This is a genomic window from Ruegeria sp. CH2 (assembly GCF_056537065.1).
Map to the genome: position 1 here is coordinate 203,299 of NZ_JBQFQV010000004.1, position 23,877 is coordinate 227,175.

The window sequence follows — 23,877 nt, forward strand, 5'->3', positions numbered from 1 at the left end:
TGGTGTCAGGCCCTTTCCAGAATGGCAAGCCGGACCGCAAGGGCCGCAAAAATGCCCCCTGTAATCCAGCCCAGAATACGTGAGGCGCGCGGATTCGAGACCAGATGGCGCCCCGCGCTTCCGGCGAATACACCAACCAGCCCGTTCACCACGAACCCGCCGATGCCGATGATTGTGCCAAAGATCAAAAACTGCATCAGGACCGATCCCCGCGACGGGTCTACAAACTGCGGGATAAAGGCAAGAACGAACAGAATAACCTTGGGGTTCGTCAGATTGACAAGCATCCCATCCCGAAAGGACAACCGGGCCGGTTTGACGGGGGTCTCGGCCGACACTGCGCCATTTCGAACAGCACCCCAGGCAAGATACAACAGGTATGCAACACCAACCCAGCGAATGACATCGAACAGCCATGGCAAGGCCGCAACCGCCGCGCCGAGGCCCAGCCCAGCCAGAAGGACCTGTATCATTCCACCCGCGGATATCCCGGCACTTGCGGCAATTGCGGCGCGCGGACCTGATCGCAGGCCCTGACCGAAACAGAACATCATATCCGCGCCCGGTGTCAGGTTCAGCGCCAGCGCGGCGGGAATGAAGGCAAGCAGCGTTACCAACTCAATCATACAGCGACCTCGAACCAGTTTACCTTGGGACCAAGGTTGGCGATCCGGGTGCGGCCGATCGAGCCGCGATATCCCCAGCTGTCGTGAATATGGCCGCAAAACGTGAAACGGGGCTGTATCCGCTCGATCGCGTCCCGAACAGCGATCGAGCCCACAGCCATGCCTTGCGAGGTCACATCCCCATGGCCCTTGGGCGGTGAGTGCGAAATCAAGATATCTGCTCCGCTGCAGCGCGCCAGCAGTTCGGCGGCCTCACCCTCGGTCAGATCACAGGACCAATCACCAAACGGTGTGGGTGGAACACCGTAGCCAAGCCCGAACAGGAGCAATCCATCCACCGTCATTCCCGTTCCATGCAGAACATGCACACCCTCGGGCACAGCTTTGCCCAGATCCTCTGCGCTTTCTGCATTCCCGGGTATCAGGACCAGCGGCGCTGAAACGCCCGAAAGCATTTGCATCGCCTCGTCCAGACCCTGCCGCATATTGCAATAATCCCCTGCGCCGATAACCAGGTCGGCATCAGCGCTGGCCGCCACCAGATCAGCAGCGCGGTTGCGCGCCATATGAAGATCGGAAAACGCCAAGATCTTCATGACTCACCTCGCAGCCGGGCTTGTAACTCCAGCAGATCAGCCCAGGCCTGTCGCTTCATTTGCGGCTGGCGCAGCAAATAAGCTGGATGAAACATTGGGATCACAGGCAGGTCCATCGCCTGATCCCATTGGCCGCGCAATCGGGTAATCCCGCGCTTGCCCAGAACGGCCTGACAGCTGATATTGCCCATCACCACCAGAACCTCGGGCCGGGCCAACGCCACGTGACGTTCCAGGAAGGGCGTCATCATCCCGATTTCTTCGGGCTTTGGGTCACGGTTCTGTGGGGGCCGCCATGGCAGCACGTTTGTGATATAGACGTTCTGCCTGCGATCCAGATCAATCGCGGCCAACATGCGATCCAGCAACTGGCCCGCGCGCCCGACAAAGGGCTTGCCCTCGCGGTCTTCGTCGCGGCCCGGCGCCTCACCGATGATCATCACCCGCGCACCGGGCGTTCCATCAGCAAAAACCAACTGCCGCGCCCCGCGCTTCAGCTCGCAGTGATCAAAAGCTTCCATCGCATCGCGCAGCTGATCCAGTGACCCCGCCCCCTTGGCCGCTGCTTGCGCAACCGTTACCGGGTCGGTCTGTCCGGGCTTTGACGGGATGGCTGCCGCAACCTCTGCCTTCTTGGGTTTTGGTGAAGTGTCCGGCACCGAATATCGATCAACCGGAGCGTCCCCGATTGCCTCGGTCACGCCCAGTTCGACCTGCCATTCCAGCAGGGCCCGCGCAGAATAATAGTCCAAGCCCGATTCCATATGGATAATTTACCCGCCTGAGGGCTGATGGAAAGCGAATTGGGCTTGATCGGTCGCTCTGTCGCGCCGACCATCAGAGAACGATGCTCAGAACCTTGCGAATCCTCCTGATCGGGCTTGGACTGGTGCTTACCGGCAATCCGGCATTGGCGACGTTCCACAACGCACAGGGCCAGTGCCGTGCGGGCCAGTTCAAATGCGGCACCACCTGTTGTTCCGGTGGTCAAAGATGCAGCTTTGATGGGCACTGCATACCGCTGGGCGGCACCTATTGCGGTGGCGGGCGCAGTTGCGGCCCGTTTGAACGCTGCGTAGCGGGAGGAGCGCGTTGTGCACCCGCAGGCGTGAACAAATGCACATCGCGTCTGGATTGCCCCGGTGACAGTTTTTGCAATGGGCGCGGCGAATGTGAACGGATCACATCAGATCCGGGTACAGCCCCTCCTACGATATGCGAGGATGGCCGCACTTGTGCGCGCGGCTCGTCCTGTCTGCCGGGTGGGGGGTGTTCCCGTCCGGGATGGTTCCTGTGCGAAGAAACAGGCTCGCAGTGCCGTCCGGGATTCAAATGCTCGGACCATCAGGGTTGCGTGCCGATCAAAGCCATCGACTGCGGATACGGCAAATGGTGCAAACCAGGTGAACAATGTCTGCCCGAAGGCGGCTGCGAAAAACTGTCAGAGGGTTCTGATCCTTAGGTTGCTTTGCACCGCGTGGCTTTCTATAAGCGGCCCGATTGTCAGACAGGAGCCCGCCCATGCGTTTCGCCCATCGTCACCTTCTTGGCATCGAGCATCTGTCGCAATCCGATATCACCGAAATTCTCGATCTAGCCGAAACCTATGTCGACATGAACCGCCAGTCGACCAAGCATTCGGATGTGTTGTCGGGGCTCACCCAGATCAACATGTTCTTTGAAAACTCGACCCGAACGCAAGCAAGCTTCGAACTGGCTGGCAAGCGTCTGGGTGCAGATGTGATGAACATGGCGATGCAGGCCAGTTCGATCAAAAAGGGCGAGACGCTGATCGACACTGCGCTGACCCTGAACGCGATGCATCCCGACCTTTTGGTGGTGCGTCACCCGCATTCGGGCGCGGTCGACCTGCTGGCGCAAAAGGTCAACTGCGCTGTTCTGAACGCAGGCGACGGGCGGCATGAACATCCGACACAAGCTTTGCTGGACGCGCTGACGATCCGCCGCGCCAAAGGTCGCCTGCACCGTCTGAACATCGCCATTTGCGGCGATGTCGCGCACTCTCGTGTTGCTCGATCCAATTTGATCCTGCTGGGCAAGATGGAAAACCGCATTCGTCTGATCGGCCCGCCCACACTCGTGCCGTCGCAATTCGCCGAGTTCGGGGCCGAGGTTTATGACGACATGAACGAGGGTCTCAAAGACGTCGATGTGGTCATGATGCTGCGCCTTCAGAAAGAACGAATGGACGGAGGCTTCATCCCGTCAGAACGCGAGTACTACCACCGTTACGGCTTGAATGCTGAAAAGCTGGCGCTGGCCAAGCCCGATGCCATCGTCATGCACCCCGGCCCAATGAACCGCGGGGTTGAGATCGACGGAACCCTGGCTGATGACATCAATCGATCCGTAATACAGGAGCAGGTGGAGATGGGGGTCGCTGTCCGCATGGCCGCCATGGACCTTCTGGCCCGCAACCTGCGCGAGGTTGCATGAGCACTCTGATAGTCGCCCCCCATGAACGCGGCGTTCTGCGCCTGTTCACACTGGACATGCGCCCGGAAGAGGCAAAGTTCCTGCGCGAACCGGGTGCCGCCGATCAGGTGCTTGGCGTCGACGGGCTGGACCCCGAGCAGATCGACATTTTTCCGGTATCCGACCTCGAAGCACTTGGGCTTTACGGCTATCTGAACGAAGGGTGCGGCGTGTCCGAGGATCAGTTGGACCGTGCGGCGCTGGCGCAGATCGGCGGATGGGTCATGGTTCTGCGCAGCGCGGCGTTCAAAGACCAGGCCACGACCCTTGAACCCGATCCCCGGCTTCACCTGACGGGTCTTTTCACGGAAGTGGCAACCAATTGGACCGGCGGTGTGATCGAAACCGAAAGTGCCAAGCCTTTCTCCGCCCCGCAAACCGCGCCGGTTGACAACAAACCGCTCCGCATAGGCTCGGCTGTTATGGCATTGGCAGTACTTTTGGTCACCGGAGGGATTCTATGGCTGATCCTGTAGTCTTTGCCCCGGACAAGGGCGCGTATATCCGCACCAATGCATGGCTAGCGGCGGCTGCCATGGCCGGTGCAATGGCTGTCTTGTGGTTGACCGGCAACCCTTATGTCTGGACCGGAGCACCCGCCGGCCTCGCCGCAATTGGCATCCGCGCGTGGTATCTGGCATCGGAAGAACTGGCTGCTAACTGGGAGATGACCGGCACTTTGTTGACCGGCCCCGGTCCCCGCAAAGTACCGCTGAATCAGGTCGAGGCGGTTAAAACCATGGGCAGTTTTGTCCAAGTCGTTACCAAAGGCGGCGACAAACACCTGATCAAGTATCAGGCCGATCCCGCCGCCACGAAGGCCGCCATCGAAAGGGCTGTTCCATGACTTCCGTTCTTTTCGCCAACGCCCGCCTGATCGACCCCGAAGCCGGAACAGAGTCAACTGGCTGGTTGCAGGTGAACAATGGCCGGATTACCGCCCGAGGCGAAGGAAGCGCGCCATGTACTGAAGGGCATATCGTAGAGTGCAACGGCAAGTGCCTCGCCCCTGGCATCATCGATATTGGCGTCAAGGTCTGTGAACCCGGTGAACGTCATAAGGAAAGCTATCGGTCAGCAGGACTTGCTGCTGCAGCTGGCGGTGTCACGACGATTGTCACCCGACCGGATACTCTGCCAGCAGTCGACACACCGGAAACGCTGGAATTCGCGACACGCCGGGCGCAGGCCGATGCGCCAGTCAATGTTCAGCCGATGGCTGCCCTGACCAAAGGGCGCGAAGGGCGTGAGATGACCGAGATCGGGTTTCTGATGGACGCGGGCGCGATCGCCTTCACCGATTGCGATCACGTCATCACTAATACCAAGGTGTTTTCCCGTGCCCTGACCTATGCGAAATCCTGTGGCGCGCTTGTGATAGCCCACCCGCAAGAGCCGGGGCTGAGCGCCGGGGCCGCAGCGACCAGTGGCAAGTTCGCGGCACTGCGCGGCTTGCCCGTAGTGTCACCGATGGCAGAGCGGATGGGGCTGGACCGCGACATTGCCCTGCTGGAGATGACCGGTGCCGCCTATCACGCCGACCAAATCACCACTGCCCGGGCGCTGCCTGCACTGGAGCGCGCCAAGCGCAATGGGCTGGACATAACCGCAGGGACGTCGATCCACCACTTGACGTTGAACGAGCTTGACGTGGCCGACTATCGCACCTTCTTCAAGGTCAAGCCGCCGCTGCGATCAGAAGACGACAGGCAAGCGGTAATTGAAGCTGTTCGCACCGGGCTGATCGATATCATCAGCTCGATGCACACCCCTCAGGACGAAGAAAGCAAGCGCCTGCCGTTTGAAGAAGCGGCCTCGGGTGCGGTCGCACTGGAAACGCTTCTGCCCGCGGCCTTGCGCCTGTATCACGCGGGCCAGCTGGATCTGCCGACGCTTTTTCGGGCCATGGCCCTTAACCCGGCCAAGCGGCTTGGACTGGACAGCGGTCGCCTGTCGAAAGGCGCGCCAGCGGATCTGGTTCTGTTCGACCCGGATGTGCCTTTTGTGCTTGATCGGTTTGCACTAAAATCGAAATCTCAGAACACTCCATTTGACGGCCAGCGGATGCAAGGTAAGGTCATTTCGACCTATGTAGCAGGTAATGAAGTGTTCCGGAGACCCTGATGCCCCCAATCGACAACTCAACTAGCGAACTGCTCCAATGGGCGGTGGTTGGATATCTGATGGGCTCTATTCCCTTCGGCCTGTTGCTGGCCAAGTTCATGGGGTTGGGAAATCTGCGCGAGATCGGTTCCGGCAATATCGGAGCAACCAACGTTCTGCGTACCGGCAACAAGACCGCTGCGGCGCTGACCCTGCTGTTTGACGCAGGCAAGGGCGCGGCAGCCGTTCTGATTGCGCGTGCCTTTGCGGGTGAAGATGCGGCCCAGGTTGCTGCACTTTTGGCGTTTCTGGGCCATTGCTTTCCGGTTTGGCTGGGCTTCAAGGGCGGCAAGGGCGTGGCGACCTTCCTGGGGCTTTGGCTGGCACTGGACTGGCGCGTCGGTGTTGCCTGCTGCCTTACCTGGCTGGTCGCGGCGGCAATCTGGCGGATATCCTCGGTTGGTGCACTGGCAGCCGCTGCGCTTTCCACAACCTGGGTGCTGTTGCTGACAAACGGGACTACATTTATCCTTGGGATAATTCTGACACTTCTTGTCTACTGGCGGCACAGCTCGAACGTTGCGCGGATCAAGGCCGGAACGGAACCCAGAATCGGAAAGCCGTGACCGCATCAGGCGCATTTCTGTCTGCGCTTTTTGCACTGCCCTTGGGCAGTTTCACCGGAACCTCCGGCGGTCGGCGCTATGTTGTTGTGCGTCAACTAATGGCGGGTGGTAAATCCCACAAGCTGGTCGCGCACGAGCTAGGCGGAACCGACTATATCAGCCTGAACCTGTATCAGACCATGGGAAGCGGCGCGTTGCTGCGACCCTGTGAAATGCCCGCAAACAAAGTCATCGCATTTGTTCTGAACTTAAGGCCGGATGCCTGAGGTGGCTCGGCAAAAAAGAACAGTGGCTCTATCACCTGCGCACAATCACAAATCATTGTTTTGAACGTGATCAGCCCGCTTCCCAGATCGCTATCGTGACGGTCAATTACGGGCCACACAGGACAACAATCTGGGCCTTACGGCGGCAATTATTGCGGTGCTGAACGGGCTCATTTCACGAAAGGTGAAACAATGAACAAGTTTAAATCTCTGATCAGTGGCGTGGCACTGTCTGTCACTTTGGCAACCTCCGCACTGGCGGCTGGCGTCGAAATCAACGCAAGCTCGACCGGTCTAGCCATGCAGGGTTATGATCCGGTGGCGTACTTCACCGCTGGCGAAGCGACAAAAGGCGATTACCGCATCACTGCGCTGCATGATGAGGCCCTGTACCGTTTCGCGTCGGAAGAAAACAAAGCTGCCTTTGAAGCCAACCCCGAAGCGTACCTGCCTGCATATGGCGGCTATTGTGCCTTCGGCGCGGCCATGGGCTTTAAATTCGACGGCGACCCGAACCACTGGAAGATCGTTGACAACAAGCTGTATCTGAACCTGTCCAAAGACATTCAGGAGCGCTGGGAAGGCGACATCCCAGGTTTCATCGAAAGCGCGAGCGCAAACTGGGAAACGATTGCTGAAAAATCTCCCGCAGAGCTGCAATCGCAGTAAAACCTGATTTTTTTCAGGCACAGCGGCGGCGGTTTTTCCGCCGCCGTATGTCATTGAAGACCTCTTGTCCTTCCCATCCGGCGCATCAAGTATCCCAATTCTAAGGGCAATGGCGTTTCGGTACTGCGTTACAGGTCCAGAATTGTGCTGCCGGTCGTTTGCCGCGCCTCAAGCGCGCGATGCGCATCAGCAACCTGATCCAAGGCAAAGCGCTGATCGACATGGATTTTGACCTCACCCCCCTCGACTTTGCCAAACAGGCGACGCGACATTGCCTGACACACCGCATGGTCCGCGATATGTGTAAACAACGTGGGCCGGGTGATCTTGAGCGAACCTTTCTGGCCCAGAATCCCAAGGTTGAACGGTGGAACCGGGCCCGAGGCGTTGCCGAAGGAAATCATCATGCCCAGCGGTTTCAGGCAATCCAGTGATCCTTCGAACGTGTCCGCCCCAACCGAATCCATCACCACGTCTACGCCCTGACCCTTTGTAATCTCAGCCACACGTTCGGCGAAATTCTCGGACCTGTAATTGATGCAATGCGCGGCCCCGTTAAACCGGGCAAGGCTGCATTTTTCGTCACTCCCCGCCGTTCCGATCAAGGTGATGCCTTCGGATTTAGCCCATTGGCATGCAATCAACCCGACCCCGCCAGCTGCCGCATGGAACAGAACCGTATCGCCCCGCTTCAATGGTGTGGTCCGGTGAAACAGGTATTCAACTGTCAGACCTTTCAGCATCATCGCTGCGCCGGCTTCGAATGTGATGCCATCCGGTAGCGGGCAAACCTGCGCTGCGGGCATCACACGCGCCTCGCAATATGCACCGGGCGGGGCTGCGGCGTAAGCGGCCCGCTGCCCCGGCTGAAGATGCGTTACCCCTTCCCCAACCGCTTCAACGGTACCCGCCGCTTCCATGCCTAAAGCATGTGGAAGATCAAGGGGATACAGGCCGGTGCGTTGATATACATCGATGAAGTTCAACCCGCAGGCCTGATGCCGAATACGTATCTCACCCGGACCGGGGTCGCCCACTGGCCTGTCTTCGATCCGCAGAACCTCAGGCCCACCAAATTCATGAATCACAACCGTTTTCGCTGTTTGCTGCATCCTGATCTCCTCTTGCCTGCCATCAAGCTAACATGACTGTGACACAGGGCAATCCGTCCGATGCCGGAGTATTGATCCAGATTTCGCAAATTTATGTTATACTGAGGTATGGCGTTGCCGGTTGGACCGGCCACGGGCAACTGAATGCCGGATCCGTTCCGCGGCGCAAGTCTCGCCAGGGAAGGGTGAAGAAATGGCTAAGACAATCGGAAATCCGATCAGCTGGGCAGCCCAGGCTCTGGGCGCCACAAGTGACCACGTCACCGAAAGCGTCTCGCAACTTGGCAGTGCAGATCCAACGCAAGTGCCAATGGTGCAGACCTTGACCCTGCAAGACCTACGGGCCTGCCTGAGGGCGGGGTATCAGGATTTTCTCGAAACCCGAGCGGATGTCGTATTCATTGTCCTGGTTTATCCGATCGCCGGGCTTTTGATGTTCGGCTTTGCCCTGAATGCCAATCTGGTTCCGCTTCTGGCCCCTCTGGTCGCAGGCTTTGCGCTGATCGGGCCTGTTGCGGCCGTGGGCCTCTATGAAATCAGCCGCAAACGTGAACAGGGCAGCGAGGTTCACTGGCTGGACGCATTTGGTGTGCTTCGATCGCCGTCGTTCGGAGCAATTCTGGTTTTGGGGTTTTACCTAGTAATGCTGCTGCTGCTTTGGCTAATGGTGGCGCAAAGCATTCACACCTACACGATGGGCCCCGAGGTTCCAGCGTCGCTCAGCGCATTTGCCACGCAGGTTTTCTCGACCTCTGCGGGCTGGGCGATGGTCATTGTCGGAACTGCGGTTGGGTTTGTTTTTGCCCTTTGCGCTCTGGCGATCAGCGTGGTCAGTTTTCCCTTACTGCTGGACCGCAAAGTGGGCCTACCGGTTGCTGTTGTGACATCATTCAGAGTGCTGCGTCACAACCCCGGAGTCATTCTGACCTGGGGGTTCATTGTAGCGGTGCTTTTGTTCCTGGGGGCTTTGCCACTGCTGTTGGGTCTTATCGTGGTGATGCCCGTTCTGGGTCATGCCACGTGGCATCTGTATCGCCGAGCCGTTGCGTGAACGCGCGGGACACGCCCGCGCATTCAAAACTCAACCCGCGATCTTCAGAACAATCTTGCCAATATGGCCCGAGCTTTCCATGCGCGCATGGGCGGCGGCTGCCTCGGTCAGATCAAACTCGCTGTCCATCACGGGCGCAACTTTTCCGGCTTCCAAAAGAGGCCAGACAGCTTCGCGCAGGTCCTGCGCGATTTGCGCCTTGGCCAGATCGCTTTGCGGGCGCAGGGTGCTGCCGGTCAGGGTCAGACGCTTGACCATCATCACGGCAAAGTTCAGCTCGACCACAGGCCCTTGCAGAAACGCGATTTGCACCAGCCGCCCATCCTCGGCCAGAGCTTTGACGTTGCGCGGAATGTAATCACCGCCGACCATATCAAGGATCAGGTTTGCCCCACCTTCGGCGCGCATGGCTGCTACGAAATCCTCGTTTCGATAGTTGATCGCCTTTTCCGCGCCCAGCTTGACGCAAGCCTCACATTTCTCATCCGACCCAGCCGTGGCAAAAACGCGCGCGCCAAAGGCATTGGCCAGTTGGATTGCCGTCGTACCAATTCCGCTGGACCCACCGTGAACCAAAAAGCGTTCACCTGCCTTCAACCCGCCACGCATGAACACGTTGGACCAGACTGTAAAGAAGGTCTCGGGCAGACACGCTGCCTCTTTCATTCCCATACCTGCAGGCACTGGCAAACAATGGGTCGCTGGGGTCGAAACGTATTCCGCATATCCTCCGCCCGGCAGCAGTGCGCAGACCCGATCGCCGACAGACAGTCCTTCAACCCCCGCACCAACTGAAACCACTTCGCCCGAAGCCTCAAGCCCCGGCAGGTCGCTGGCGCCCGGCGGCGGATCGTAAGCGCCCGCGCGTTGCAAAGCATCGGGGCGGTTCACCCCGGCATAGGACACTTTCAATACAACCTGTCCGGCCCCCGGCTTAGGGATAGGCCGTTCGGTCAGCTGCAAAACATCGGGACCACCCGGTTGAGTGATCTCAACAGCACGCATCATCTGGGTCATAAGCACCTCCTTTGCCCAATGCCTAACAGGCATCAGAGGCAAGGCCCAGCACCAAGACGCGTTACTTTCTGGGGTTCAACATGCCCGGCAGATCACCCCGCATCTTGGACGGCGCCCTCACCTGACCCGCCAGCCAGTTCGGAACTGCAAGAAAGGGTTTCAACACCGGGTTGTCACGCACCTGAGCCTTGAGCTTTTCGAACTCCATGACATTTGCGATCCGGCGATCCAGAAACTCCCACGTGCGCTGATGGTTCGGGCTGTCATCGCCCAGCCAGAACAGCAAGGTCGAGGAATAGACCCCCGACAAGGTTGCCCGTTTGGTGTACCAGTTCACATCTTCCGACGTATCGCCCAGCGTGTCCCAGATCAGATCGCAGGTTTGCCATAACGCCTTGGCCCCATCGGCCGCATATGCTGGCAGGGAAAACAGCGTCATGCCCCGGCGCACCAGCTCTTTGTCTTCAACAGCCTGCAACCGGAACCTGACCGCAGCGGCAATCCTGTCGCGGAATTTTAGCCCGCTCATGTCCTCGGACCTGAGGCGGTCCAGCATCACCTGATCGCCGCGCGCATGAAAGGCCAATGCCAGATCAACCGCCCCACGCGGGCAGATTGCACGTGCCAAACCGTCATCCAGACCACAATCGGAAACCGAGGCGCGAAAGCTGGCTTCCGACCAGCCGTCGAAAGGAACATGGTTCAGCATCGCGTCCAAAAGCTGCCGTTTTGCATCTTCATATGTGGTGGTCATGACGGTTCTCCGGTTGTCAGGCCCAGTACTAGACAAGTTAGGGCGGCTTTGCTATACGGCCAACTCCTGCAATTTCCTTGCAACTCTATCTAGAAAGGTGGTGACAACCACATGCAGGTTAGTGTTCGCGACAATAACGTCGATCAGGCGCTTCGTGCCCTGAAGAAAAAGCTGCAGCGCGAAGGCGTGTTCCGTGAAATGAAGCTCAAGCAACATTTCGAGAAACCGTCCGAGAAAAAAGCGCGCGAGAAAGCTGAAGCGATTCGCCGTGCCCGTAAACTGGCGCGCAAGAAAGCCCAGCGCGAAGGTCTGCTTTAAGATCTTTGATTTCGTCCAGCTTTGGATGACACTATTTGACGACCCCCGAGGCATGGCCCGGGGGTTTGTCGTTTCAGGGCTCGGATACAATCCGCCGACTCGTGGTTCAGGTTGTGCGGCAAGCTGCCAATTCCGTACAGGCAGTGTTTTGCCCGGCGCTTTGCAGCGCAGCGAATCTCGTCTCGGTAGCATCGCGCCGCCAAAACTCGCCTGATATGCACCGCCCTCTATCGCCCCCGACATCCCCGCCTCTAAGTGAGCCCGTCCGCAAGGACACAAACACAAACGGAGGCAAATATGTCGACTGCAAGTACATACGAACGCGAGATGCTGGCGCTGATAAACCAGGAGCGCACATCCCGCGGGCTCAACCCGCTGCAGCTTGAAACGCAGCTGAACGACTCGTCCGAAGATCACAGCACCTGGATGTTGAATACAGACACCTTCAGCCACACCGGTTCAGGCGGTTCCAGCGCAACCCAGCGGATGCAAAACGCGGGGTTCGATCTTGAAGGAAGCTGGCGCACCGGGGAAAACATCGCATGGCAGTCCGAACGCGGCGCGCCGGGTATCAGCGACGATGTCGCCCAGTTGCATCAAAACCTGATGAACAGTCCGGGTCACCGCGCCAATATCCTGAACCCGGATTTCAAGTATATCGGGATCGGGATCGAAACCGGTGACATGCAAGGCTTCGATGCCGTGATGGTCACGCAAAACTTTGCCGCAACCGACGCGGCTGTCATGCTGGACAACGGCAATACAAACGCCCCGCCCGTTCCTCCGACAACACCGGGCGAGGTTGCTGAGCCCGAGGAACCAGAAACCGAAACCCCGGATACTGACGTCACCGAGACCGAAGAGCCTGGGACCGAAACCCCCGGAACCGAGGAACCAACACCCGAAACACCGGACACCGATGTCACAGAGACGGAAGAGCCGGACCCCGAGACACCTGATACCGACGTCACTGAGACCGAAGAACCGGAACCTGAAACCCCCGGTACCGAGGAAACAACACCCGAAACACCGGACACTGACGTAACCGAAACTGAAGAACCGGAACCTGAAGCGCCGGATACTGACGTTACCGAAACCGAAGACCCGCAACCTGAAACGCCCGATACTGAAGTCGTCGATGGTGGTGAGCCGGAAGCCTTCTGCTTTGACATTCAGGCATTCCTGGATGAAATCGCCAGCTTCCTTGAAAACCTGCAAACGCAGTTTGACGAGTTTGATTGGCGCGACGACATGAATGACGGCACTGATGTGGCAGATGTCGACGATGTCGATACCCTGCCGACCATAGATACCACTCCGGAGACCGAGATTGAGCCTGTCGACACCGAAACGACCGAAGACGATGGCTGCGATGTCTTCATGATCAATATCTTCACCCATGACTGCATGATGGATGCAGCCTGATCACTTGAAATTGTGCGAGGTCGGCCCTGCCGGCCTCGCATGCGTTGCTCAGTAAATCTTTGGGACGTAAAGCTCGTCTGGCAATACCCGCCGCTCGTATTCAGGATTGTACCGCCGGTCAGGCAAATTGACCTTTTCCTGTGGCACGTCTTCGTAGGGGATTCTTGTCAACAGATGCTCGATACAATTCAGACGTTCGCGTTTCTTGTCATTGCCCTCAACGATATACCACGGTGCTTCTGGTATGTTGGTTCGAAACAACATGTCTTCCTTGGCCTTCGTGTACGCCTCCCAGCGAATGCGGGATTCAAGATCCATCGGTGACAGTTTCCACTGTTTCATCGGATCGTGAATACGCATGAGGAACCGCAGTTGTTGCTCTTCATCCGTGATCGAGAACCAGTATTTCAGCAGAATGATCCCTGACCGCACCAGCATCCGTTCAAATTCGGGAACGTCCTGAAAGAACTGTTCAACCTGATCCTCGGACGCAAAGCCCATCACTCGCTCAACCCCCGCCCTGTTGTACCACGAGCGGTCGAACAAGACGATTTCACCCGCAGCAGGCAGATGCGGCACGTAGCGTTGAAAATACCATTGGCTCTGCTCGCGGCGACTGGGGGCTGGCAGAGCGACCACACGGGCGACACGGGGGTTCAGGCGCTGCGTGATCCGTTTGATCACGCCCCCCTTGCCCGCACTATCACGGCCTTCAAACAGGATACAAACCTTGGCGCCAGTGTGCTGAACCCAATCCTGCACCTTGATCAACTCGGCCTGCAACCGCAGCAGGTTTCGGAAATAGACTTTGCGATCCAGCATTTCGGGGTGCTGGTCCCGATAGATTTTGCGGACTTCCATCGACAGCATAGGCTCGCTGAACTCGATTTCGAAGTCTTCATCCAGCGTGTCTTCCAATTCGGCCTCAAGCCAGTTCTTGGTGCCCCCATCGTTCTCGTAAGCCAAGATCAGCTCCTTCTCAGTCATCGGGTTCGAACCATATCGGGCCTGTGTAACCGCCTGATGTCATCAGATAAATCGAAGCCGATCCGTTGCAGCAGTCTATATCGGAAATCAGGGTCTGGACGGGTATATGGTCTTTTACCCGAATTTGTACGTCTGGCCCAAAGGATACAAGCACAAGAATTGACACGAGGCGCCAATCACGCGCTTTCAGGTTGCTTGCATTGCCTTGTTTTTGTGCGGCATGACTGGGTCCACAATTCAGACGAGAACGCCGTGACGTATTTCTTTTCGACATTGCCGGTCACTTGGCCCTGGCTGATCTTGATCACAGCGCAAGTCGCGGCGATGGGGCGACGAACCGGACTTGCGTATGCCCTGCTGGTTCTGTTCGTCAGTGTCGCCTCGGTTACCGGACTGATGTCACCGACAGCAATCGTGGCGGTGGCGCTTGGTCTGATCGTGGCCTTCTTCCTCCCTCGCCAGACAGGTCTGCTGGCTATTGCGGGGCATACGCTGTTGATCCTGTGGTGCCTGGCATTGGGGGCACATCTGTTGCCAGGATTCAACAATTTGAAACTGCTGGATCAGGTGCAGGCAAGTGCCTCGAGCACAAGTTTCACACTGCACCTGAATCTGGACAAACCCATGGTCTTCTTTGCCGTTCTTCTGGCTTGGCCCGGAATGCTGAACAGCCCAATCAAGACCAGAATAAAACCTTTGCTAGCGGGTTTTCTGATTCTGCCCGGCCTGTTTCTGCTGGGTCTATCGCTGCGCGCCGTGCGCGTGGACCTCTCAGCCCCTTATTGGTGGCTGGTATTTTGCCTGTCCAACCTGTTTCTGACTTGTCTTACGGAAGAGGCGTTCTTTCGCGGCTACTTGCAGTCGGCCATTACCTTGCGCCTTGGGGCAACAGGCGGTCTGGTCGCTGCCAGCCTGCTCTTTGGATTGGCGCATATCGGCGGAGGACCCGCGCTTGTGGTATTCGCATCCCTTCTCGGGCTGGGGTGCGGGTTGGGATATTTTGCAACCGGTCGGCTTTGGGTGCCTGTTGCGATGCATTTCGGGTTCAATCTGACCCACCTGCTGCTGTTCACCTATCCCGGCCCGTTATGACGGTCAGACCGGCAAGGCCGTGGTCTTGAACACGGTACGCAGCGCAAATGAACTTTGCATCTGCGCCACCCCAGGCAAGCGCGACAAGTATTGCCGGTGGATACGCGCGAAATCTTCTGTGTTTTCCGCCACGACCTTCAGAATGTAGTCTGCGGTTCCGGCCATCAGATGGCACTCCAGCACATCTGGTATTCGGGCCACCGCCTTTTCGAACACATCCAGAACCTCTTCGGCCTGGCCTTGTAGCGTGATCTCGACAAAGACGGTGGTAGGCACGTTCATTTTCCGCGCATCCAGCAGAGCCACATAGTTGCGGATATAGCCGTCAACCTCCAATCGTTGAACGCGGCGGTGGCACGCAGATGGAGACAGGTTGACCTGTTCAGACAGTTCCGAATTCGACATCCTGCCATTCTTCTGAAGTGCGGCCAGAATCTTTCGATCAGTCGTGTCCAGGCTCATTCCTGCAATTCCTTTGCGAGTTTTTTGAATAGTACGGGAAATTCTTCCAAAGAAAAGTCTACCGACACGTTTTCTTTCACAGAAATTGCGCCACGAAATGCACATAATTTAAGCAGCTTATGAACGGAGAGCCCAATGAAAATCGGTTGCCCCAAGGAAATCAAACCTCAGGAATTCCGCGTCGGGATGACGCCCAATGCTGCTCAGGAAGCGGTCGCTCGCGGACACCAAGTCCTGATCGAGTCCGGCGCGGGCATCGGCGCAGGCTTCGACAATGACGCCTATGTCGCCGCAGGCGCGCAAATTATTGACACCGCGGAAGAGGTGTTTGCCACCGCTGACATGATCGTCAAGGTCAAGGAACCGCAGGCGGTTGAACGCAAGATGCTGCGTGAAGGACAGTTGCTGTTCACCTATCTGCACCTGGCTCCGGACCCGGATCAGACGCATGACCTGCTGGAGTCGGGCTGTACCGCAATCGCGTATGAGACCGTAACGGATGCCAACGGCGGTCTGCCGCTGCTGGCACCTATGTCCGAGGTCGCGGGTCGTCTGGCCCCTCAGGTCGGATCCTGGACCCTGCAGAAGGCCAATGGCGGCCGTGGGGTTCTGATGGGTGGCGTTCCCGGCGTTGGCCCGGCCAAAGTGGTTGTGATTGGCGGCGGTGTCGTCGGGACACACGCGGCCAAGATTGCCGCCGGAATGGGGGCTGATGTCACCGTTCTGGATCGGTCGCTGCCGCGTCTGCGCTACTTGGACGATGTCTTTGGCGGAACTTTCAAGAACCAGTTTTCGACAGCAGGTGCGACCGCAGAACTGATCCAGGACGCCGATATGGTCATCGGTGCTGTTCTGATCCCCGGCGCAGCCGCACCGAAACTGGTGTCGCGTGCTCAGCTGTCGACGATGAAACCCGGCGCAGTACTGGTGGATGTCGCCATCGACCAAGGCGGTTGCTTTGAGACGTCAAAAGCCACCACCCATGCCGATCCGATCTACGATGTCGATGGCATCATGCATTACTGCGTTGCCAACATGCCGGGTGCTGTCGCGCGCACTTCGACCATCGCACTGGGCAATGCCACAATGCCGTTCATGTTGTCGTTGGCCGACAAAGGATGGAAACAGGCATGTCAGGACGATCCGCACCTGATGGAAGGTCTGAACGTTCATGCTGGCAAACTGACATACTATGCCGTTGGCAAGGCCCTTGGCATCGATGTTGTTTCGCCAAATGTGGTGGTCAAATCGTAAGTACCTCCACTCCTGAAGTTGCCTGTTGATGGCAATTCACAGGGTGGCGCGGTCGGTATCGAACCGACGGCTTTCACAAAAAAGGGCACCGCGTTTCTGCGCGGTGCCCTTTTCAATACGCGGAAGGGATGAATGCTCGCCCACACAATGAGCGCCAGCTGTCACCCCTGTTTTTGAATTTCGACCGAATGCGGATACGGAATCGAAACACCTTTGGCGTCAAACGCCTCTTTCACCACCTTCGTAAGCTCGAACTTGACGTCCCAGTAATCGGCTGCGGCACACCATAGCCGCGCAGTCAGATCGACTGAGCTGTCGCCCAGATTCGTGACCCGCACCCAGGGTTCAGGGTCGCTGTGAATGCGCTGGTCGGCCTTGGCCACATCCAGAATGATCTGCATGGCGGTATCTGCGCTGTCCCCGTAATCAATTCCAAACACCAGATCGACACGTCGTGTGTCATGGGCTGAATAATTGGTTATGATCGACCCCCATGCCTGACCGTTTGGAACAATGATCTGAACGTTGTCGGGGGTCACAAGCTCGGTCGTGAACAGGCTCAGGTCCATAACGGTTCCTGCCGTGCCACCGATATCCACATACTGTCCAAGCTTGTAGGGCCGGAAAACCACCAACATCACACCGGCCGCAAGATCACTCAACGTACCCTGAAGTGCCAACCCGACAGCCAGCGAGGCAGCACCCAGAATAGCGACGATACTGGTGGCTTCTATCCCGAAGATCCCCAGAACGGCGACCAGAACTATGGCCAGAATTGCCCACTTGATCACACTGGCGGCAAAATTCCCAAGTGTCGGGTCGATCTGTGGTGTTTTGTTGATCCGGCGGCGTACAACACTCGCGATCGTTCGGGCGGCGATCCAACCCAAAACAAGAACGATCAGAGCTTTCGCTGCATTCAAGGCAATGGGCAAGTATAGATTGGCCATACCAATCGCCTGCTCGGCCAAGTCGGCGGTTTGTTCCATCTCGAATTTCCTCGTGTTTTCTGTTCGTCAATTCTCATAAAACAGGCTCCGCGATTGGTGCGGAGCCCGATGTCGCGACGAAACGACAGGCCTACTTCTTCAAAGCGTCCCGGATTTCCATCAGGATGTCCAGTTCGCTGGGACCTGCGGGTGCCTCTTCAACCGCTTCTTCCTCTGCTTCGGCAGCGTCTTTGACCTTGTTCACCATTTTTACCAACATGAAGACGACCCAGGCGATGATCAGGAAATTGATGATCGCCATAATAAAGGCACCATAGGCAAAGACGGATGCGCCTGCTTCACGTGCCGCTTCAAGGCTGGCACCTTCGGCCACGTCGCCTGCAAGAACGGCGTAATTGTTCGTAAAGTCGATACCCCCTGTGAACAATCCAATAAGCGGATTGATCAGATCGCCCACCAACGAGGTAACAATTGCGGTAAACGCGGCACCGATAATGATACCAACCGCCATGTCCATGACATTGCCCTTGGCAATGAATGTCTTGAATTCTTCCAGCATAGCATCCCTCTTGTTTTCTAAGACCACGCTTCTGTTCACGCATGAGCGCATAGGAATTGTGCGTTAAACGCATGAATAAGGGTATGTTTTTTAGGGGAAAGCCACCCTATTTTTCCCCAAATGGCATTTCTCAGGAGTTACCATGTCTCAACTTGCGCCTTTTTTCGTAACCGACAGATGGCCTGCAAAAGATCCCAAGGTCCTTCAACTCTACTCCTATCCAACGCCAAACGGCGTCAAAGCCTCGATCATGCTTGAGGAAACCGGCCTGCCCTATGAGGCGCATCTGGTGACCCTGGCAGACTCGGATGTCAAAAGTCCCGAGTTCCTGTCGCTGAACCCGAACAACAAGATCCCGGCGATAATCGACCCCAACGGACCCGACGGTGCACCGCTGGCCCTGTTCGAAAGCGGTGCAATCCTGCTGTATCTGGCCGAGAAAACGGGCAAGTTCCTTGGCCAAACCGCAGCAGACAAGCACCGGATCACCCAATGGCTGATGTTTCAGATGGGCGGCATCGGGCCAATGTTTGGCCAGCTCGGGTTTTTCTACAAATTCGCTGGCAGCGCGATAGAAGATCCGCGCCCGCGCGAGCGTTACATCAACGAAGCCAAGCGCCTGCTGAACGTGGTGAATACGCAACTGGAAGGACAAGACTGGATCGCGGGCGAATATTCCATCGCGGATATCGCGCTTGCCCCGTGGCTGAATGCACTGGATTTCTATGGCGCGAAGGATGTCGTTGATTGGGACGGCTATTCCAATGTCGTCGCTTATGTTGATCGTTTCTTCCAACGCCCAGCGGTTCAGCGCGGCAAAGCCATACCGGCACGAGACTGATAACAGTTGAAAGAAACGGGGCGCCAAACCGGCGCCCCTTTCATCGATCAGCCGGGCAGAGCACCTGTCAGCACGTAACGCAGAATTTCGACCACCTGAGCAGGTTCTTCCGCCACGGCCAGTGCGGCGGCATCAACCTCTTTCAGCGCGTGCTGATGATCCGGGCCGTGCAGAACGATGATAGACTTGCCCAGTGCTGCAGCATAACCCGCGTCAAAGGCGGCGTTCCACTGTTTGTACTTGTCACCAAACCTGACGACGACAACATCCGCATCCGCAATCCCCTTGCGGGTTCGGATCGCATTGACCATCGCTCCCTTGTGGTCGTGCCAATACTTGTTCGGCTCGGCCCCCAGAATGGCCACACCACAATCATCACTGGCCGCGTGATCGGTAACGGGGCTGTTGAAGGTCACGTCCAACCCTTGCGCCCCATCGATGATCTGATCACGCCAGTCGGTGTGGATTTCTCCGGAAAGATAAACGTTCAGGCCCATGGCAAACTCCGATGTTGTTCCCGACCAATTTAAGGGTCCAACACCCAAAGCCCAACGCGAATTCCGGAAAAACCTTACATTTTACGAGCCACTAGGAATCGGCGGGCGTCACGTATTGGGAAACTGTCGCTCTCGATGATGCTGAACCCGGCGCGTTCAAGGGCCGCATCAAGATCCGCCTCAGGCAGGAATCGCACAAACGGAGCCTTACCAAAGAACTGCATGATCGGAAGCGCGAGACGAATAGCGTAATACTTCAGGCTCGCCGCGCTGGACGGCCGGCAAAAAGTTTTCGAAATAAACAGTCCGCCGGGTTTAAGGACCGAATGTATTTGGCTCAGTGTCAGATCCAGATCTTCGACCAGATGCAAAAGATTGAATGCCAGCGCCGCATCAAATGAACCCTCAGGCGGTCGATTTACATCAGCCTCGGCAAAGGTGACGTTTTCGATGCTTTGCGAAGCGGCGCTTCGACGTCCAACGGCCAACATACCGGGGGACACGTCGGTTGCAGTGATAGATCCTACATATCCGGACAGCTTCAGAGCAGTCATGCCTGTGCCGCACCCAAGTTCCAGAACATCATCGGATTTCTTCAGGTAAGACGCTGTCCGTTCCAGTGTATGCTCGTACGAAGCCATGTCTTTGATGGGCGAGCGGGCATATTTCTCGGCCACTCCATCCCAGAATTTCGCAGTGGTGGTCATTGAGGAGTCTCCTTTCGGCGAGAATTTATTCATGCGCAGACCGAATATAAATTGCCGAAATTTGCAGGTTTACTATACATTTTTGTATGAATGAGTTTGGCGATTTTGATTGGAACCACATCCGGGCCTTTCTGGCGACGGCTGAAACCGGGTCATTTTCCGCAGCGGCACGGCAGCTACGGCAAACCCAGCCTACGCTGAGTCGTCAGATAGCAGCGCTTGAACAGGACCTGGGCGTGATGCTGTTTGAACGGGCTGGCAGAACTCTTGAGATCACTCAGGCCGGATTGGAGCTGCTGGATCATACTCGCAAAATGGGGGACGCCGCCAACCGCATCGCGCTGACGGCGTCCGGACAGGCACAATCCATTGAAGGCCGGGTTCGCATCACCGCCAGTGACGTGATGTCGGCCTATGTCTTGCCCGACCTGCTGCGCGAAATCCGGGCGCAAGCCCCGCGCCTGCGGATTGACGTGATTGCCTCAAACGATATTCAGGATCTTATGCGGCGCGAGGCAGATATCGCGATCCGCCATGTCCGTCCTGATCAACCCGACCTAATCGCGAAGCTGGTACAGGAGGCGTCGGGGCATTTCTATGCAACCACAGAGTATCTCAACCGTGCGGGACGCCCGAAATCAAAGCAGGACCTTTCACGGCATGAGTTCATCAGCTTCGGCGACGACAATCAGATGATCGCCTATCTGAAACCGCTTGGCATTCACCTGACCAACGAGAATTTCCGGCTTGGGTCTCAGAACGGAATAGTGGCTTGGGAATATGCCAAACAAGGCTTTGGCATAGCGCCCATGTCGCAGACCGTCGGTGATGCGGCACCAGGTATGGAGCGTGTGTGCCCCGGGATGGAGGCTATCACATTTCCGATCTGGTTGACCACGCATCGCGAGTTGCACACCAGCCGCCGCATCCGGCTGGTCTATGACTTACTGACCAAGTTCCTGTCCAAATAAAAAACGCGCCCGAAGGCGCGCTTTCCATTGGAGCCTCAGAGCTCTAACCGCGAAGGACCCCACCCGTCGCCTTGGCAACCTTGGCAATGATCTTCTCGGCCACAGCTTCGATGTCTTTTTCCTTCAGAGTCGCCTCGGTCGGTTGCAGGCGCACTGTAATGGCAAGGGACTTTTTGCCTTCGCCAAGGCTGCCGCCGATGAATTCGTCAAAGACACGCACGCCCTCAATCAGTGCCTTGTCAGCGCCTGCGGCTGCGTTTACCAGCGTCAGCGCTTCGACATCGGCATCGACGACAAAAGCAAAATCACGCTCGACCGCCTGCAAGTCGCGCAGTTCCAGCGCAGCGCGGGTGGCACCAGATTTGCGGGGCAAAGGCACTTCGTCCGGCCAGATGGTGAATGCCATTACCGGACCTTTTATGTCCATCGCCTGCAAAACGCGCGGGTGCAACTCTCCGAAGACAGCCAGTACTTTTTTCGGACCCAGACAGATTTTGCCATGACGACCCGGATGCCACCATGGATCGCCGTCGCGCAGAATCTGAACCTTTTCGGGCGCGCCAACGGCGGCCAGAACAGCCTCGACATCTGCCTTGGCGTCGAACACGTCCACTGGGCGCGCAGCACCGTGCACATCCTTGGGGCCAGAACGTCCTACCAGCAGGCCGGTGATCTGGGTTTTCTGATCACCCGGCTCGCCATTGTGAAAGACCGGACCGACCTCGAACAGGGCGACATCCGCGAATCCGCGCGCCTGATTGCGGGCGGCAGCCTGCAACAGGCCGGGCAGCAGATCGGGGCGCATATGGCTCATCTCGGATGAGATCGGGTTTTCCAGCATGGTCGTAGTATCGCCACCACCGAACAAAGCCGCCGAAGCCTGATCAATGAACGTATAACTGACGCATTCGTTATAACCCAGCGCCGCGCAGGTACGGCGCGCCATGGACTGACGGCGCTGCGCCGGGGTCATCACCGGTTTCGGTATCCCCTCGGTCACGCGCGGCAACGGCCGGCCTTGCAGCTTGGTCAAGGAAGCAATCCGCGCGACCTCTTCCACCAGATCGGCCTCGCCCAGGATATCCGGGCGCCAGCTGGGGACATGGGCCATCTCGCCTTCCAGACGAAAGCCCAGACGGGTCAGGGTCTGTCGCTGTTCGCTTTCGGGAATATCCATCCCGACCAGAGACTGCACCCTTTCCGCATTCAGCTTGTAGGCGCGCGCATGGTTCGGCGCTTTGCCGGCCTCAACCACGTTGGAGGCTTCTCCGCCGCAGATGTCCAGAATCATCTGGGTCGCGTGTTCCAGCCCCTCGCGGGTGTACTCCGGGTCGACACCGCGCTCGAACCGATAGCGCGCGTCGGAATTGATCTTGAGCGCACGGCCTGTGAGCGCAATTTGCACATGATCCCAGAACGCGCTTTCGAGGAAAACGTTTACCGTTTCCTCGGTACATCCGGTTTCCTCACCGCCCATGATGCCCGCAATCGATTCCGGGCCCTTGTCATCCGAAATCACCATCATTCCGGGTTGCAGCGTGTATTCTTTTTCATCCAGTGCGACCAGCGTCTCGCCGCCTTTGGCGCGGTGCACCCGCAGGTTGCCCTGCACCTTGTCGGCGTCGAACACGTGCAACGGGCGGTTGTGATCGTAGGTCATGTAATTGGTGATATCCACCAGCGCCGAGATCGGACGCAGACCTATGGCCTTCAACTGATCCTGCAGCCATTGCGGGCTGGGGCCATTCTTCACGCCACGGATCAAACGGCCGGTGAAATGCGGCGCTCCGTCCAGCGTGTCCTCGTCGATCGTCACCTTGATCGGGCACTCGAAATCACCCGGAACAGGCGTATAATCACGCTGCTTCAACGTGCCAATTCCACGCGCGGCCAGATCGCGCGCAATCCCTTCAACCCCCAACGCATCCGGGCGGTTCGGAGTGATCGCGATTTCGATCATCGGATCGACTTTGGACGGGTCGTTTTCTGCAAGCCAGTCCACGAATGTATCACCCACTTCGCCCGAAGGCAGTTCGATGATGCCATCATGTTCATCCGACAGCTCCAGCTCACGCTCGGACGCCATCATGCCAAAGCTTTCGACGCCACGGATCTTGCCGACACTGATGGTCAGGTCCAGGCCAGGGATGTACATGCCCGGTTTGCAGACCACGACGGTGATCCCTTCACGCGCATTTGGCGCACCGCAGATGATCTGTAGCTCGCCCTCGTCTGTATCGACCTTGCAAACGCGCAGCTTGTCCGCGTCAGGGTGTTTCTCGGCGTGTTTCACATAGCCCAGAGTAAAACCTGCCAGCCGTTCGGCCGGGTTCACGATCTCTTCGACCTCAAGCCCGAGATCGGTCAGCACCTCGGCGATTTCATCAACCGAAGCATCAGTGTCGAGGTGGTCTTTCAGCCAGGACAGAGTGAATTTCATTGCACGGGGCCTTTTTTGGCAAACATCCAGTCGGCACAGGCAATGGCAAAGAATGCGC

General features: G+C 57.5%; 28 protein-coding genes. 15 read left to right on the forward strand and 13 right to left on the reverse strand.

Annotated features, from left to right (window positions below):
- Nucleotides 1-5: 5 nt before the first annotated feature.
- Genes ACR0M9_RS08735 through ACR0M9_RS08745 form a run of 3 tightly spaced genes read right to left on the reverse strand, consistent with a single transcriptional unit; the run spans nt 6 to nt 1,986 of the window.
- Complete coding sequence (locus tag ACR0M9_RS08735; protein WP_480773357.1) at nt 6-626, reverse strand: LysE family translocator; 621 nt, start codon at nt 624-626, stop codon at nt 6-8.
- Nucleotides 623-1,222 carry a metallophosphoesterase family protein gene (locus tag ACR0M9_RS08740; RefSeq protein WP_480773358.1) on the reverse strand — a complete coding sequence of 200 codons (600 nt, stop codon included), beginning with the start codon at nt 1,220-1,222 and terminating at the stop codon, nt 623-625. Before ACR0M9_RS08740 ends, ACR0M9_RS08735 begins: the two co-directional genes overlap by 4 nt.
- Entirely contained in the window at nt 1,219-1,986 is a 768-nt protein-coding gene (locus ACR0M9_RS08745) for a uracil-DNA glycosylase (RefSeq protein ID WP_480773359.1), read from the reverse strand. The genes ACR0M9_RS08740 and ACR0M9_RS08745 overlap by 4 nt, the downstream gene beginning before the upstream one ends.
- An 83-nt stretch (nt 1,987-2,069) precedes the next feature.
- Between ACR0M9_RS08745 and ACR0M9_RS08750 the strand changes: the two genes are divergently transcribed.
- The 8 genes from ACR0M9_RS08750 (at nt 2,070) to ACR0M9_RS08785 (ending at nt 7,382) form a co-directional block, all read left to right on the forward strand.
- A complete protein-coding gene (locus tag ACR0M9_RS08750) occupies nt 2,070-2,684 on the forward strand; it encodes a scavenger receptor class F, member 2 (RefSeq protein ID WP_480773360.1) in 615 nt (204 codons plus the stop codon).
- Between the two features lie 59 nt (nt 2,685-2,743).
- The gene (locus ACR0M9_RS08755) at nt 2,744-3,679 is read left to right on the forward strand and encodes an aspartate carbamoyltransferase catalytic subunit (RefSeq protein ID WP_267366053.1); all 936 of its coding nucleotides are present in this window, start codon (nt 2,744-2,746) and stop codon (nt 3,677-3,679) included.
- Nucleotides 3,676-4,194: a hypothetical protein gene (locus ACR0M9_RS08760; RefSeq protein ID WP_480773361.1), complete on the forward strand. Its 519-nt coding sequence runs from the start codon at nt 3,676-3,678 to the stop codon at nt 4,192-4,194. The genes ACR0M9_RS08755 and ACR0M9_RS08760 overlap by 4 nt, the downstream gene beginning before the upstream one ends.
- The gene (locus ACR0M9_RS08765) at nt 4,179-4,565 is read left to right on the forward strand and encodes a hypothetical protein (protein ID WP_480506675.1); all 387 of its coding nucleotides are present in this window, start codon (nt 4,179-4,181) and stop codon (nt 4,563-4,565) included. Before ACR0M9_RS08760 ends, ACR0M9_RS08765 begins: the two co-directional genes overlap by 16 nt.
- Nucleotides 4,562-5,842 (forward strand): dihydroorotase, encoded by a 1,281-nt coding sequence (pyrC, locus tag ACR0M9_RS08770; protein ID WP_480773362.1) that lies wholly within the window; start codon nt 4,562-4,564, stop codon nt 5,840-5,842. The genes ACR0M9_RS08765 and pyrC overlap by 4 nt, the downstream gene beginning before the upstream one ends.
- On the forward strand, nt 5,842-6,447 hold the full coding sequence (plsY, locus tag ACR0M9_RS08775) for a glycerol-3-phosphate 1-O-acyltransferase PlsY (protein WP_480773363.1): 606 nt from the start codon (nt 5,842-5,844) through the stop codon (nt 6,445-6,447). The genes pyrC and plsY overlap by 1 nt, the downstream gene beginning before the upstream one ends.
- Nucleotides 6,444-6,713 (forward strand): hypothetical protein, encoded by a 270-nt coding sequence (locus ACR0M9_RS08780; RefSeq protein WP_209506632.1) that lies wholly within the window; start codon nt 6,444-6,446, stop codon nt 6,711-6,713. Before plsY ends, ACR0M9_RS08780 begins: the two co-directional genes overlap by 4 nt.
- 192 nt (nt 6,714-6,905) lie before the next feature.
- A complete protein-coding gene (locus ACR0M9_RS08785) occupies nt 6,906-7,382 on the forward strand; it encodes a YHS domain-containing (seleno)protein (protein WP_480773364.1) in 477 nt (158 codons plus the stop codon).
- A gap of 128 nt (nt 7,383-7,510) precedes the next feature.
- Here the strand turns inward: ACR0M9_RS08785 and ACR0M9_RS08790 are convergent, their stop codons facing one another.
- Nucleotides 7,511-8,494 carry a quinone oxidoreductase family protein gene (locus ACR0M9_RS08790; RefSeq protein WP_480483039.1) on the reverse strand — a complete coding sequence of 328 codons (984 nt, stop codon included), beginning with the start codon at nt 8,492-8,494 and terminating at the stop codon, nt 7,511-7,513.
- Nucleotides 8,495-8,687: 193 nt separating this feature from the next.
- Between ACR0M9_RS08790 and ACR0M9_RS08795 the strand changes: the two genes are divergently transcribed.
- Nucleotides 8,688-9,545, forward strand: coding sequence for a DUF2189 domain-containing protein (locus ACR0M9_RS08795; RefSeq protein ID WP_480773365.1), 858 nt, complete (start codon nt 8,688-8,690; stop codon nt 9,543-9,545).
- A 30-nt stretch (nt 9,546-9,575) separates the two neighbouring features.
- On the opposite strand, the gene ACR0M9_RS08800 is transcribed toward ACR0M9_RS08795, so the two are convergent.
- Nucleotides 9,576-10,562 (reverse strand): NAD(P)H-quinone oxidoreductase, encoded by a 987-nt coding sequence (locus ACR0M9_RS08800; protein ID WP_480506667.1) that lies wholly within the window; start codon nt 10,560-10,562, stop codon nt 9,576-9,578.
- A 61-nt stretch (nt 10,563-10,623) separates the two neighbouring features.
- Entirely contained in the window at nt 10,624-11,316 is a 693-nt protein-coding gene (locus ACR0M9_RS08805; protein WP_480773366.1) for a COQ9 family protein, read from the reverse strand.
- Nucleotides 11,317-11,427: 111 nt separating this feature from the next.
- Between ACR0M9_RS08805 and rpsU the strand changes: the two genes are divergently transcribed.
- Nucleotides 11,428-11,634: a 30S ribosomal protein S21 gene (gene rpsU, locus ACR0M9_RS08810; RefSeq protein ID WP_005614280.1), complete on the forward strand. Its 207-nt coding sequence runs from the start codon at nt 11,428-11,430 to the stop codon at nt 11,632-11,634.
- A gap of 297 nt (nt 11,635-11,931) precedes the next feature.
- A complete protein-coding gene (locus tag ACR0M9_RS08815) occupies nt 11,932-13,059 on the forward strand; it encodes a CAP domain-containing protein (protein WP_480773367.1) in 1,128 nt (375 codons plus the stop codon).
- Between the two features lie 48 nt (nt 13,060-13,107).
- Here the strand turns inward: ACR0M9_RS08815 and ppk2 are convergent, their stop codons facing one another.
- On the reverse strand, nt 13,108-14,046 hold the full coding sequence (gene ppk2, locus ACR0M9_RS08820) for a polyphosphate kinase 2 (RefSeq protein ID WP_267365547.1): 939 nt from the start codon (nt 14,044-14,046) through the stop codon (nt 13,108-13,110).
- A 252-nt stretch (nt 14,047-14,298) separates the two neighbouring features.
- Between ppk2 and ACR0M9_RS08825 the strand changes: the two genes are divergently transcribed.
- Nucleotides 14,299-15,138: a CPBP family intramembrane glutamic endopeptidase gene (locus ACR0M9_RS08825; protein ID WP_480773368.1), complete on the forward strand. Its 840-nt coding sequence runs from the start codon at nt 14,299-14,301 to the stop codon at nt 15,136-15,138.
- A gap of 3 nt (nt 15,139-15,141) precedes the next feature.
- Here the strand turns inward: ACR0M9_RS08825 and ACR0M9_RS08830 are convergent, their stop codons facing one another.
- Nucleotides 15,142-15,600, reverse strand: coding sequence for an Lrp/AsnC family transcriptional regulator (locus ACR0M9_RS08830; protein ID WP_209506641.1), 459 nt, complete (start codon nt 15,598-15,600; stop codon nt 15,142-15,144).
- A 135-nt stretch (nt 15,601-15,735) separates the two neighbouring features.
- Between ACR0M9_RS08830 and ald the strand changes: the two genes are divergently transcribed.
- Nucleotides 15,736-16,854: an alanine dehydrogenase gene (gene ald / locus ACR0M9_RS08835; protein WP_480773369.1), complete on the forward strand. Its 1,119-nt coding sequence runs from the start codon at nt 15,736-15,738 to the stop codon at nt 16,852-16,854.
- A 161-nt stretch (nt 16,855-17,015) separates the two neighbouring features.
- Here ald and ACR0M9_RS08840 read toward each other — a convergent pair whose 3' ends face one another.
- Together ACR0M9_RS08840 and mscL are read right to left on the reverse strand one after the other, a co-directional pair.
- Nucleotides 17,016-17,804 carry a mechanosensitive ion channel family protein gene (locus tag ACR0M9_RS08840; protein WP_480476890.1) on the reverse strand — a complete coding sequence of 263 codons (789 nt, stop codon included), beginning with the start codon at nt 17,802-17,804 and terminating at the stop codon, nt 17,016-17,018.
- 130 nt (nt 17,805-17,934) lie between these two features.
- On the reverse strand, nt 17,935-18,363 hold the full coding sequence (gene mscL, locus ACR0M9_RS08845; RefSeq protein ID WP_480483027.1) for a large conductance mechanosensitive channel protein MscL: 429 nt from the start codon (nt 18,361-18,363) through the stop codon (nt 17,935-17,937).
- A 142-nt stretch (nt 18,364-18,505) separates the two neighbouring features.
- On the opposite strand from mscL, the gene ACR0M9_RS08850 reads away from it, so the two are divergent.
- A complete protein-coding gene (locus tag ACR0M9_RS08850; protein ID WP_480483025.1) occupies nt 18,506-19,204 on the forward strand; it encodes a glutathione S-transferase family protein in 699 nt (232 codons plus the stop codon).
- A gap of 47 nt (nt 19,205-19,251) precedes the next feature.
- On the opposite strand, the gene ACR0M9_RS08855 is transcribed toward ACR0M9_RS08850, so the two are convergent.
- The gene (locus ACR0M9_RS08855) at nt 19,252-19,701 is read right to left on the reverse strand and encodes a YtoQ family protein (protein ID WP_480486567.1); all 450 of its coding nucleotides are present in this window, start codon (nt 19,699-19,701) and stop codon (nt 19,252-19,254) included.
- A gap of 74 nt (nt 19,702-19,775) precedes the next feature.
- Nucleotides 19,776-20,408 carry a methyltransferase domain-containing protein gene (locus ACR0M9_RS08860; RefSeq protein WP_480486566.1) on the reverse strand — a complete coding sequence of 211 codons (633 nt, stop codon included), beginning with the start codon at nt 20,406-20,408 and terminating at the stop codon, nt 19,776-19,778.
- Between the two features lie 86 nt (nt 20,409-20,494).
- Here ACR0M9_RS08860 and ACR0M9_RS08865 point away from each other — a divergent pair, with 86 nt between their 5' ends.
- Nucleotides 20,495-21,379: a LysR family transcriptional regulator gene (locus ACR0M9_RS08865; protein WP_480773370.1), complete on the forward strand. Its 885-nt coding sequence runs from the start codon at nt 20,495-20,497 to the stop codon at nt 21,377-21,379.
- A gap of 43 nt (nt 21,380-21,422) precedes the next feature.
- Here ACR0M9_RS08865 and pheT read toward each other — a convergent pair whose 3' ends face one another.
- Entirely contained in the window at nt 21,423-23,819 is a 2,397-nt protein-coding gene (gene pheT / locus ACR0M9_RS08870) for a phenylalanine--tRNA ligase subunit beta (RefSeq protein ID WP_480773371.1), read from the reverse strand.
- Nucleotides 23,820-23,877: the final 58 nt, after the last annotated feature.